Source organism: Sporosarcina limicola, from assembly GCF_014873855.1.
Lineage (GTDB): Bacteria > Bacillota > Bacilli > Bacillales_A > Planococcaceae > Sporosarcina > Sporosarcina limicola.
Window position 1 is genome coordinate 351,112 of the sequence record NZ_JADBEL010000001.1, and the last position, 11,569, is coordinate 362,680.

12 protein-coding genes and 1 pseudogene are annotated in these 11,569 nt (G+C 36.7%); 4 read left to right on the forward strand and 9 right to left on the reverse strand.

The window, feature by feature from the left end; all coding sequences use genetic code 11:
• Positions 1-2 precede the first annotated feature (2 nt).
• The 6 genes from H4683_RS01790 to H4683_RS21200 all read right to left on the reverse strand — a co-directional run bounded on the left by H4683_RS01790 (position 3) and on the right by H4683_RS21200 (position 5,918).
• On the reverse strand, positions 3-1,034 hold the full coding sequence (locus H4683_RS01790) for a YcaO-like family protein (RefSeq protein WP_192597100.1): 1,032 nt from the start codon (positions 1,032-1,034) through the stop codon (positions 3-5).
• 65 nt (positions 1,035-1,099) lie between these two features.
• Entirely contained in the window at positions 1,100-1,942 is an 843-nt protein-coding gene (locus H4683_RS01795; RefSeq protein WP_192597101.1) for a nitroreductase family protein, read from the reverse strand.
• Positions 1,935-2,840, reverse strand: a complete 906-nt coding sequence (locus H4683_RS01800; protein ID WP_192597102.1) for an McbB family protein — start codon at positions 2,838-2,840, stop codon at positions 1,935-1,937. Before H4683_RS01800 ends, H4683_RS01795 begins: the two co-directional genes overlap by 8 nt.
• Positions 2,841-3,249: 409 nt before the next feature.
• Positions 3,250-3,447 carry a hypothetical protein gene (locus H4683_RS01805; RefSeq protein WP_192597103.1) on the reverse strand — a complete coding sequence of 66 codons (198 nt, stop codon included), beginning with the start codon at positions 3,445-3,447 and terminating at the stop codon, positions 3,250-3,252.
• 1,569 nt (positions 3,448-5,016) lie between these two features.
• Positions 5,017-5,370: an IS630 family transposase gene (locus tag H4683_RS21195; RefSeq protein ID WP_225941810.1), complete on the reverse strand. Its 354-nt coding sequence runs from the start codon at positions 5,368-5,370 to the stop codon at positions 5,017-5,019.
• Entirely contained in the window at positions 5,367-5,918 is a 552-nt protein-coding gene (locus H4683_RS21200; protein ID WP_225941811.1) for a helix-turn-helix domain-containing protein, read from the reverse strand. Before H4683_RS21200 ends, H4683_RS21195 begins: the two co-directional genes overlap by 4 nt.
• Before the next feature lie 141 nt (positions 5,919-6,059).
• On the opposite strand from H4683_RS21200, the gene H4683_RS01815 reads away from it, so the two are divergent.
• From H4683_RS01815 to H4683_RS22280, 4 genes and pseudogenes are all read left to right on the forward strand, one after another.
• Complete coding sequence (locus H4683_RS01815; RefSeq protein ID WP_192597104.1) at positions 6,060-6,284, forward strand: hypothetical protein; 225 nt, start codon at positions 6,060-6,062, stop codon at positions 6,282-6,284.
• Between the two features lie 295 nt (positions 6,285-6,579).
• Positions 6,580-6,741, forward strand: coding sequence for a hypothetical protein (locus H4683_RS01820; protein ID WP_192597105.1), 162 nt, complete (start codon positions 6,580-6,582; stop codon positions 6,739-6,741).
• A 215-nt stretch (positions 6,742-6,956) separates the two neighbouring features.
• Positions 6,957-7,259 (forward strand): terminase small subunit, encoded by a 303-nt coding sequence (locus tag H4683_RS01825; protein WP_225941812.1) that lies wholly within the window; start codon positions 6,957-6,959, stop codon positions 7,257-7,259.
• A gap of 112 nt (positions 7,260-7,371) precedes the next feature.
• A pseudogene (locus tag H4683_RS22280) lies at positions 7,372-7,567 on the forward strand (ISAzo13 family transposase); the annotation flags it as partial.
• A gap of 251 nt (positions 7,568-7,818) precedes the next feature.
• Here H4683_RS22280 and H4683_RS01830 read toward each other — a convergent pair.
• From H4683_RS01830 to opp4B, 3 genes are read right to left on the reverse strand one after another with little or no spacing between them, the layout of a single operon-like run.
• Positions 7,819-9,624 carry an oligopeptide ABC transporter substrate-binding protein gene (locus H4683_RS01830; RefSeq protein ID WP_225941813.1) on the reverse strand — a complete coding sequence of 602 codons (1,806 nt, stop codon included), beginning with the start codon at positions 9,622-9,624 and terminating at the stop codon, positions 7,819-7,821.
• Between the two features lie 22 nt (positions 9,625-9,646).
• Positions 9,647-10,561: an ABC transporter permease gene (locus H4683_RS01835; RefSeq protein WP_420826529.1), complete on the reverse strand. Its 915-nt coding sequence runs from the start codon at positions 10,559-10,561 to the stop codon at positions 9,647-9,649.
• Between the two features lie 29 nt (positions 10,562-10,590).
• Positions 10,591-11,559, reverse strand: coding sequence for an oligopeptide ABC transporter permease (gene opp4B / locus H4683_RS01840; protein ID WP_192597106.1), 969 nt, complete (start codon positions 11,557-11,559; stop codon positions 10,591-10,593).
• Between the last annotated feature and the right edge of the window lie 10 nt (positions 11,560-11,569).

Consider the following 11,569-nt stretch of genomic DNA (forward strand, 5'->3'; position numbering starts at 1 on the left):
CCTCAAATAAATATACATTCTGGGATAACGTTAAAAGATTTTTCATCAATATTAATTGTCTGCAAGTTCACTTTACGTTTTAATATAATATACTTCTTGAGTGGCACATGATTATATAATTCTGAGGAAAAAACTTTAATACACTTCAGTGATGGGTAGATACTATTTCTCAAAAATATTATATGTAAATCAGATAACCATTCAGGGAAAAAACTTTTAGGGTCAGGTTTTTTATATTCCTTAAATACTTCTGGTCCTAAAAAAGGAAGTTTTTCGAATTCCGATAAATAGTCATTTTTTATTGATATATTTCCAGGTTCTACTATTGTATTAAAATAGTCTTCTGCAATAATATTATTAGACTCTTTGTGCCACTTTAATAAATAAGTTTCTTCCAAAGCTTTTTTTATTGCTTTACTAATACAATAAGAAGTTCCAATACCTGTATATATAATCGAATTAGTTTTTTTCAAAACCACAAACACTACAAATAAGCTATTGAAACTCATATTACAGTATAAATCAATTGAATTATTTTGCTCTTTTAAATGCTGAAAAATCTCTAAAGCTATTATACTTTCATCAACATGTATTCGTTTCCCAATTTTCCCATACCAAAATAGAAACAATGCATTTTTCTCCAATATTTCCATAACCGCTATTTCAATTGCTGCACTACTATTTTTATGTGTAGCAGTACCTGTTGTATCTGATGGATTTTCTCCAGTAGCTTGGTAAACCGTGGAGCTGTATGGTAGGAGTTCTACCGCATCAGTAACTAAATTCCAGCTGGGAACCAATTTATCCTGGTTTCCGTATCCTCCCAACAGTAAATTTCTTCTTTCCAGTAATTCAGAAAAGCTTTTTTTTAATGACATTATTTTGGATTGATCTAAGGCGTTTGCACCGTCAGGACTTGTGTGCCCATCGATTAATAAACAAGAGGCTTTTGAGTATGAAGGGTAAAAGGATTTATGAACTATTAGGTTATCAGGAACATTATAAAAACTATTTTGTAGATTTTCAAATAGCATAGTATTAATAGCTCCTTTTTCAAAATAGTTATGAAAGCCAATCTTCTTATTTATGCATGCTGCCCTTAAAAGTTATTAATAAGTTGTTTTTTCTTACCAAACCATTGTAATAAGGTAACTGGTGCTAATCTCACGTTTAGTCCAGCCAAATACGTAAGAGAATAATCGTTAAATCCAGACCAACAAAGATCACCATAATATACTTCCGTATCAAGAAGACTTTCTCTAAAACCCTGTGTCATACTCCCTAACTCTATCAAAGCATGTCGATATCCTCTTGTTCTATATTTTGTAATTGATCTTCTTATATCTATAGCATAACCAATCGCAAAATTTGAAATAAATTCATTATTTGTTTTATCTAGTACAATCGAGGATTTCAAATCCTCAATATCCTCCTCATCCCATCCCTTAACCTTATAAAGAGAATAATTAAAAGGATCAATCATGTATACACCGCAATCGGGAACCCTTTCAATAGAATTTTCTTTAAATATGAGTAGTAAGGGAATAATGGGAAATAAAGCGCCAGCCGATGGATATCTTTTAGACAAAGTGTGTGAATCTCTACCAAATGACTTGATTAAAACATTGGAAATCTTTTCAAAGGGAAATACATAGTCTAAATCATACTTAGAGGTACTTCCATTATTATTGATAATAGAAGTGTCTAGTTTTATTGTTTCTTCAAAAATATCTGGCAAAATATCTGTGTTTTCAACTGCTTCTAACCATGTATAAATAAGCGGCGAGGAAGAATTTTTTATTGAGTTTTTGTTTCTAAGTAGTGAACCTGATTGATGAAATTTTATTACATTGTTCAATAATTCAGTAGACAATATTTGGTTTTGGAATAAATCGGATTTTATTCTGTTTTTCGACTTATCATAGAATTCCACACTACTCATAACAATCACACATCTCCCAATGAATTGGATTATCTTTATGAACTTTTTTTGTAATTAAATTATACACACTACTTTCATTGAATGCTTCTGGATGAATAACAGTATTTATATCGGCGAGAAATAAATCTCCGATTCTATTTGTTAATTGGGTCGCAACATTTAAATTTCCATTAAAATTTAATGGAGTTTCTATTTGATAATAATTATTATCGGCATATAAGCTATCAACCATCTGCTGGTAAGTAATATTTTCTCCGTTTGTAATTCTCAATTGTGATTCTATATAAGAAATATGACATATATGGCATGGGGATTTAAAAAAACCGTTGTATAGGGAATCTATATAAAATGAGCTATTATATGTATATGAAAAAATTAAAAAAGTGTCTTTTTTTTGTGAAATTAAATCCCGAATTTCTTTAGCAAATTTTCTGTTGTAAGGATTCATAAAAACCACGATTAATTCGTTTGAATTCGTGTCAAAGTGATTAATGTTTAATTTTTCATCGTAAATATAATTACATTTCAAAAAAGGGGAATAATCCTCATCTAAAACATTTTTTAAAAGTGAGCCAATATTATCATTATTAGTATAAAAACTAATTGTATCAATACCTAAGTTGGGAGGCGTAAAATCAGTTATCACTAATAATGACTTCAAAAAATCAACAGCCGCGCTGGTTTCTTCCCCCATGTATACGTGTATATCATTGTATTCAATTAGTGAGTTCGATTTACTGTCCCACTCTAATAAAAATGCTTTTAATCTTGAATCCGTAATTCTAGATACTCCCTGAGAGTTTTGTACAATGAGTTCTCCCCCAGGTAATTCAAAACTAATATATTGATTTAATTTTAATTGTGATTTTATTTTCATCACGCCTTCAATTATCGTCAATTTTTACACTCCATTCCCTAAAAATATTAAATTAAAACTATTAAAAGGTTGATCTACCCCTAAAAATTCTATAAGTAATTTATATCATCCAAATAACATTTGAGGATTTCACTATGTTTACGAACAGAAGATTGGATAAGGGAGAAATCAGAAAAAGTACTTTATCAGCCCGAAGTAGAGAAATATAGTACTAAGATGGCCTAGTAAGCACGCTTAAAGCTGCTCTCCTCTCATAGATTAATTTATTGTAGAAAGTTTTTTTGAGTTTATAAGATATTCCTACCCTTCCCGAGGGCAATTAACTTATTAATTAATAAGTGTATTTCCCTGTTAGCAATTCGAAGGTACTAATAAAACCATTCCATCGAATATTAAATTCTCGATGGAAGGTTTTTTAATTTCAAACATGTTATCTGATATTTACTGCACCCGAACAAGTATAAGTACAACAACAACAATAATTACCAGGGCTCTGTCCCGGTATTCCTGTTGGTCCTTGTACTCTCAAAGTAGTGGCCCCACTTCCGAATAAATTACCCTCAGAAATTTGTTCAGGATAACGAGGTGCCCCTTTTGATGGTGGTGGTGATGATGGTGGTTTACTCATAGATCTACACCTCCCTCCAAAGTAAGATTAGAAAGAATGAAAAGACTAATATTAACATTCAAACTATTCAACTATAACTATATAACAAGTTGAAATAATTGTCAAATAAAAGTATTATATTGAATTTATGAAACTATCTAGGGGTTTTTAAGGAGAAAATAAGATTGTCCATACCAGAATAAATTACAAGAGAAAAGTACTATACATTTTTATTATTGAAAAGAAGAGCTGAATAATCCGATTTATCCGCATTGTTCAGTAACTATATTTACACGTGGAAAAACTAAGATTCTTCTTCTTTATTTCATCATTCGGGTATTCCGTCTTGCCAAAACATTTTCAAAAGAAAAGCGGTTATTCCAAATTACCCATATCGTCCGAGAGCGCAACTTCCATCCGAAGGTTCTAATAAAACCATTCCATCGAATATTAAATTCTCGATGGAAGGTTTTTTAATTTCAAACATGTTATCTAATATTTACTGCACCCGAACAAGTATAAGTACAACAACAACAATTACCAGGGCTCTGTCCCGGTATTCCTGTTGGTCCTTGTACTCTCAAAGTAGTGGCTCCACTTCCGAATAAATTACCCTCAGAGATTTGTTCGGGATAACGAGGTGCCCCTTTTGATGGTGGTGGTGATGATGGTGGTTTACACATAGATCTACACCTCCCTCCAGAGTAAGATTAGAATGAATGCAAAGACTAGTATTAACATTCAAACTATTCAACTATAACTATATAATAAGTTGAAATAATTGTCAAATAAAAGTATTATATTGAATTTATGAAACTATCTAGGGGTTTATTAAGAGGAAATAAGATTGTCCATACCAGAATGAATTACAAGAGAAAAGTACTATACAGTTTTATTATTGAAAAGCAGAACTGAGTAATCCGGTTTATTCGGATTGTTCAATAACTATATTTACACGTGGAAAAACTAAGATTCTTCTTCTTTATTTCATCATTCGGATATTCCGTCCTGCCAAAACATTTTCAAAAGAAAAGCGGTTATTCCAAATTACCCATATCGTCCGAGAGCGTAGCTTCCATCGCATTTAAGTGTTAATAGGGCATAAAAAAAGAAAAGATTGTATGGGCAATATCGATGTTTGTAAAGATATATATGTTGAAATAAAGAATTACATTGAATCCGCTGCGGCGCTAGGGAAGGATTGAACTACATCCTTCCTCGAGGATGCGTCAGACTAGCTTCGCCGCCAGTCTTATGGCTCCGGCTAGCCCTTGGAAGGCGCCTTCGCTCAGTTTATATAGTTATTCATATGTTCAATTTACACGTCTGTTGATTAGCTAGTTTCTTCCAATAGAATCATAGAAAAAAGACACCCAATCTGATATGATGTAATGCGACAAAACAAACATCTATATACAGGAAGGGTGTCCTCAGGGAAGGATTGAACTGCATCCTTCCTTTATGAAACAGTTTAGCACGATTTTAAATCTTTTATCCACCCTAATTTCACGGAATGAATTGATGGAGCTTGTAGAAAAGCATAATCTACATTCGGGAAAAAACAGTATTGATGACGGATTCTTTTAGCCACTACCAAACGCCTTCCATCAAATTTAGTTGGGGACTATAAGGCGGCAAAAAAACAAGTTCAATTCTATCCTTATTTTTTTCGAGAAAAGGTTGAATGAGCTTTGCGTGATGGATTCGTGCATTGTCAAGAATCATGACGGTTTTTCCTGTCGGGTACTTGTTCAAAATCATCTTTAAAAAATCAAGAAAGGCACCCGCATTAAAGGATTCTTGCTCAACACAAACTATTTCGCCTGTTTCATAGTTCAGTGTACCGAGTAATTTCACGCCTTTATGTTGGCCATATGTCGGAATGATTCGCTGTTTGCCTTTCAAAAACCAAGTACGTCCAATTGCTTGGTAGTCCCGGATCATGGACTCATCTTCAAAAGAATTCGCTCAATCTCTTCGTTCAGAAGTTTTTTTAGTGCTAGAAAGGTTGTTTCTATAAATTCTTCTTGTTTCACGGGATCCGCCTTTTTCAACGTGTAAGTGGGTCTCGTATAACTGAGTCCCAATTTGTGTAGCAGTAATGAGGCTCCTTTTAAGCTATAGCTTTTCCCCCATTCCCTTTGGATATAAGGCACAACAAGCGCAAGCGTCCAGTTATAATGCGCGGGAAATCCTACATCTGATGGCAAGTAGTTCGACACAGTGTCTTTAAGTTGTTCCATTTTTTCCGTTGACAACCTTGACGCTTTTCCTGGTGAATAGCCCATATTGAGCCCGATAATACCAGCTTTACGATAAGTAGAAATAGAGGTATGAACAGTTTTTCTTGTACGCCCAATAACTTTGGCAATCTCTTTTTGTGTATATCCAATCATTGAAAGGTAGACGGCTTCGTAGCGTTCAAAATGACGGCGATCTTTCACATTTTTCATCGCCTTACGTAGTTCAGCAACTTTCACTTCGTGTGTCATGATGAATCAACTCCTTCTGGGCTTTTATTAATCTATACCCTAAAAGGTAAAGAGTAAATCCATAATTCAACATATATAGTTGTGCCTGTAGCAACCGCTTTAATAGCTTATTTCGCAGCATCAAAAAAAGCTTCAGCAAAAATGAATCAGATTAAAGAAACGAATAAATTAGAATTAGAAAAAGTGAAATTACAAACAGAAAACGAAATGGTTAAAATACAAGCGCAACTAATAGGGGAAGCTAAGTTACATGAAGAAAAGGTGAAAACTGATTTAATCGCGAAGCAGTTTGAAAATCCTGCAATCCAAGAAGTTATGAGCAAAATGCTTGGAGCAGAAATGGGAAAGCTTTTTTCGGGAAAGTGATACCTTATTATGAAGGTCTACTCAATTGAGTAGACCTTCTGATGTCATAAAATTCAAAAAACATGACATAGAATAAGCTTACAAAGTCTGCAAAAATAAAAGGAAGAATAAAAAAGGGGGGGCGCGAGCGACATAACCCCTTCTACAACCTCGATACATACGAGTTCCTACCTGTTAATTTAATCAAAATTTCTTGAATATTATTGTTGGTTTGCTTTTTTTTAAGAAAAATAAAGGGTTTTAACTAAAAATGAAGAATATAACAATTACTAAAGGAATAAGGAGGTGTGAATATATGAAAAGGAAAAAATCGATGCTCTCTTTCATCGCGGGTACACTACTACTTTTAAGTTTGTCGTTTGCTGGCAATGCAGGCGCTGTGCCACTGGATCATGGAGGAGGGTACCCTTATAAACCGATATGCGACAATAAAGGAAATTGCGCAGGACGACCATGATTGGATAGTTTTAGATTAGTTATTAAGCACCTAGATGAATAGGTGCTTTTCTTTTGCTCAAAACAAACATAATAGGGAGGTGGACGGTGATGTAATGTGCTTAATTGGGAAGAGATTCAGAAGGAATGGGAATCTAGTGAAATAACGTTTAAAGATTTAGCGGAGAAACACGATTTGAAAGATTCCACTATTCGCAGTAGGAAGAATCGCGAAAAATGGTCAAGAGGAAACGTGAAACGCAACGCACGAACGTTGCAACGAAAAGAGCGGAAAAAGAGGTCTTTGTAGAGTCGGATGATTTAACCGATAAGCAAAGGCTTTTTTGTGTTTACTACATTAAGAGCTTTAATCAGACGATGACCGCAATTAAAGCGGGGTACAGTCGGAACAGTGCTCATGTGGAAGGGGGTAGCAGGCTGATAAGAATTCCTAAGGTTGCTGATGAAATCAGAAGGCTCAAAGGTGAGTTGCAACAAGGTATCTTCATTGATGCGATGGACGTGCTGAATAAGGCATGAGCAAAAAAATAACTAGTCAATTTTAGAGAAAAAACCAGAAATACCCCTTGAATTATGTTTTAATTGTTAATAACAACAAAAACAAAAAAATATAACAATAGGTACTGATAATATCATACGCACATTTTTGGAGAAATGCAAAGATATTCTTATAGAAACCGCAGATAAATTGAAAGGCTCAGACAAACGTATCACGCTAGCAAAAATCGCTGCGGCCTATGGGCAAAGGCGGTCATTCCGCGGTTGCCAACGAGTTTCATGTTAGCCGAGATACCATAAGAAAAGGACGAGATGAATTACAATCGGGAATTGCTTATATATATTATACATTATTCGGGTTCCCGCCGAAGAAATAAACTAGCGTTCCTCCTGGAAAAGTGACACTAGGGGATGTGTGCACGTCTCCAATACTATATTTATGCCTTTCTAACCCAAAATCAGGTCAAGGTCTCCTATCCATTAAAGAAAAAACGCTACTAAACGTATAAAACCGCCACCCAGTTTCCCGGATAGCGGTTTTTCATTGTGAAACTTCCTGTGTAATTCAACAAATTGAAACTTATTTTGTGACTCCCCACATCCATATGTCACTGTTAGGAGAACCCGGATCTATTGAGTAGTTGGTAACACGTTTATTGACTGCTTTGAGATCATGACGATAAAGCGTTGGAGCTAGTGAAACTTCTTCGACCATCATCTCTTGCCATTGATTGTAGATGTCTCTACGATACTCTACGTCAAATGCTTTTTCAGAAGTACCTGCCTTAAGCAATTCATCGTTCTTTTCGCTTGTATAACGAGAGAAGTTATTAAAGGATTCTCGACCGTAAATATCTGAAGGATCTGGATCAGTACCAGCTACCCAAGCTCCCATGAAAATATCAATGTCTGGACGATCAGTGTCAATCATGTCATAGAATGCTTGCATCTCATGCAAACGTCCGTCTAAAAGTTGAACTTTAAGACCTACATCATTCCAATTCTGCATATACCATTTTGCAAGTGGTTCTGCTACTTCCCCACCCGACATTGAAAGAAAGTTTATAATGAGTTCATTGCCATCCGCATCTTCACGGAAACCATCATTATTTACATCTATAAGCCCAGCTTCATCCAAAAGCTCTTTTGCTTTTTCGGGATCAAATGAACGACCTTTGTTTTCAGCATCGTGGAAACCAAGCGCCGGGGGGATAAGTGTTGTTGCCGGGACACGAAGGCCATGGTACATTTCTTTACCGACTACTTCGTTATTCATTGCATGCCACATCGCTTGTCGAATTCGCTTATCAGCAGATTTCGATTTTGGATTCATTATGCTTGTTTTATTCTTTTTATCCCATTCACCAAGGTTAAATCCGATATACGTATAGGTGAAACCTATTTTTCCAAGTAGCTCGAACTGATCCACATCTTTCGCATTTAAGTACTGATCAGTTGGGAAACCTGCAATATCAACTTCACCTTTTTTAAGCGCTTCAAGAATTGTTGCACTGTTAACAACTTTCAAAACGATCGATTTAAGATTCGGTTTCCCTCTCCAATAATCGTCAAATCTTTCGTACTGAACAGCTTCGCCTGGAATAACTTTCTTAACTTTGTATGGACCGAAACCAATCGGCTTTGTACGAATCTTGTCAGAGCCTTCAATTTCCTCAATTGTAATCTCGCCTTTTGTTACATCACCAAGATAGTGCCTTGGGACAGGATCTGTAGCCACTCCGGACAGTATGGACGGGGACGGTGCTTCAAATGTAATGGCAATTGTTCTATCGTCATCAGAAACTGTTATACCAGAAATCGTATCAGCTTTGCCTTCGTGGTATGCAGTCATTCCACTAATGTTGTTAGTTGGAAATACGTAACCTGAAGCTGTATAATCTGGATGACCAATAATCTCATATGCATAAAGTAGGTCAGATGCTTTTACAGGCTCTCCGTCATGCCACTTCACACCGTCTTTAATCTTTATTGTAATTGTTTTGTTCTCATTAGAAATATCATATGTTGCTGCCCCATCGTTTGTAATGAGGTAATCACCATCTCCGGCTAGTAGGCTTTCAGAAAAGAAACTTAATATAGTAGCATCATGTGTATCGTCATAAAATACCGGAGAGAGAGTGCCTTTGAATGGGTCATCCGTAACAAGCGCGTAAACTAGTTCTCCGTCTTCAAGTACTGCATCTTTGTTCGAAACATCAACAGGGAAAGATAGCTCCTCTGTATTCTCTACCTCTTCAATCTTTTCAGAATCCGGTTTTTCTTTCTCTACTCCCTCAACCTTTTCTTTATCCTTGCTACATGCAGCTAGAAATACGCTGAGAACAAGCATAAGGCTGACGAGCATCATAAGTTTCTTCTTTACCAATTGTATTACCTCCCCTATTTTTTTAGGCTAACCTTTGCCTTGCGTCGGACGCACGTTTGATTGCTTGACCGACATAATTTATACACAGCATCATTACTAGAATTAGTAATGCTGCGGGTAACCATACCCACCACTTATTTTGCACAATATCAGGGTTTCTCGCAAAAGAGATTAGCGTCCCGAGAGAGGGAGTGCCAGTCGGAAGACCGAAACCTAGGAATGTAAGGCCAGTTTCCAACCCGATATTTCCTGCAAGTGTAAGTGTCATGTTCACAATAACGAGGGAACTCAAGTTAGGGAACATTTCAAAGAACATAATTTTCCAACCCGGCGTTCCTAACGTCTTGGAAGCATTGATATAATCTAGCTCCCTCTCCGCAAGTCCCCTTGATCGGATGAGCCTTGCTTTCCCAAACCAAGCGAAAGCGCTCACTATTAGGATGAAATTGAATACCGTATATTGTGGAACGATTGTTATGAAAACGATAATGAACATGAGTGATGGCAAAACCATCAGAAAGTCGATGATACGCATAATAATATTATCGACGGTACCACCGTAGAAACCTGCGATGAGACCTACTGTTAAGCCGAACAGACCCGCAATCAAAGTAACGCATATGCCGATTGTGAACGAGTTTCTCGCGCCAAGCATTAGCTGTCCGAAAACATCCCGTCCGCCGTCATCCGAACCGAGCCAATTATCAGCGGAAGGTGCTTTGTAGATATTCCCCATGTAAACTCGGGTAACGTCAGCCTGTTCGATAAATAACGGCGATAGGTAGGCGGCTAACAATAGGAACGTAAGTAGAATAAGTGATCCTAATGCTATTTTGTCGTTTTTTATTTCACGCCAAATTGTTTTCATGAACGATGGATTATTAACTTTTTCTTTCGCCATCAGTTGCTTGTCGTGTAGATATGCTGTATCTTTCATTTGTTTCCCCTCCTCTGCTTTCATTTCCATCATTCAACGCGAATACGTGGATCCACTATGCTTAAGATGATATCTGATAGCATTGTTCCGATGATAGTAGCCGTGCCTAAAATCATGACAAGAGCTGTAACAACGGTGAAATCACGGGCGCCGATTGATGTTAAGAAAAGTTGTCCGAGTCCGGGATAACTGAAAATCGATTCAATGAAAATGGATCCCCCAATAAGTCCTGCTATTTCATAGCCTAGAAATGCCGCTATTGGTAGAAGTGAATTCCGTAAGATGTGCTTCGTATATACCTTTCTTTCAGGTACCCCTTTAGCACGGGCTGTTTTGACAAAGTCTTTTAGTTTCGTATCAATGATATCATTCCGCAAGTATTGGATTGTTCCAAAGGTTGCAAGAAGGGCTCCTGACATGACTGGTAGGAAAAGGTGCTCCATTTTGCTCACAATATAATCCCACGTACCCTCTTCGATTTTTATATCGACACTACCTCCGATTGGGAACCAACCGAGAATAAAGCTGAACAGGAATAACATTAGCAAGGAGAAAACGAATAACGGTGTGGCAAAAGAAAAATAGTTATAGGTGACAATCAGCTTATCGGCCCATGTGTCTGTCCACCGTCCCGCCACGATTCCAAGGGGGATAGCGATTATATATGTAATAATTAATGTGAATAATGCCAATAGCACAGTATTCCCGACTTTTCCCGCAAGCAATGTAGTGACCGGTTGCTTATACATATAAGACGAACCAAAGTCGCCTTGGACCGCGTTTCCAATCCAGCGCCCGTACTGCTCATACCACGGATCATTCAACCCAAACTTTTCACGGAGTTCCTCTTTCCGTTCCTCAGTCGCATTCGGGTCTCCTGCAAATGCCCCCGTGATTGCATCACCCGGCATCGCTTTTGCAAGTACAAATACAATTAGACTGAGCAGAAACAGCTGCGGAATCATGATTAATGTTCTTCTTAAAATAAACTTTAGCATTATTTCATAA

Coding starts and splice junctions, on each gene's coding strand:
- H4683_RS21195 (WP_225941810.1), bottom strand. CDS start 5,370: ATGATCCGGGACTACCAAGCAATTGGACGTACTTGGTTTTTGAAAGGC.
- H4683_RS01805 (WP_192597103.1), bottom strand. CDS start 3,447: ATGAGTAAACCACCATCATCACCACCACCATCAAAAGGGGCACCTCGT.
- H4683_RS01795 (WP_192597101.1), bottom strand. CDS start 1,942: ATGAGTAGTGTGGAATTCTATGATAAGTCGAAAAACAGAATAAAATCC.
- H4683_RS01790 (WP_192597100.1), bottom strand. CDS start 1,034: ATGCTATTTGAAAATCTACAAAATAGTTTTTATAATGTTCCTGATAAC.
- H4683_RS01835 (WP_420826529.1), bottom strand. CDS start 10,561: ATGAAAGATACAGCATATCTACACGACAAGCAACTGATGGCGAAAGAA.
- opp4B (WP_192597106.1), bottom strand. CDS start 11,559: ATGCTAAAGTTTATTTTAAGAAGAACATTAATCATGATTCCGCAGCTG.
- H4683_RS01825 (WP_225941812.1), top strand. CDS start 6,957: ATGGTCAAGAGGAAACGTGAAACGCAACGCACGAACGTTGCAACGAAA.
- H4683_RS01815 (WP_192597104.1), top strand. CDS start 6,060: ATGAATCAGATTAAAGAAACGAATAAATTAGAATTAGAAAAAGTGAAA.
- H4683_RS01820 (WP_192597105.1), top strand. CDS start 6,580: ATGAAAAGGAAAAAATCGATGCTCTCTTTCATCGCGGGTACACTACTA.
- H4683_RS21200 (WP_225941811.1), bottom strand. CDS start 5,918: ATGACACACGAAGTGAAAGTTGCTGAACTACGTAAGGCGATGAAAAAT.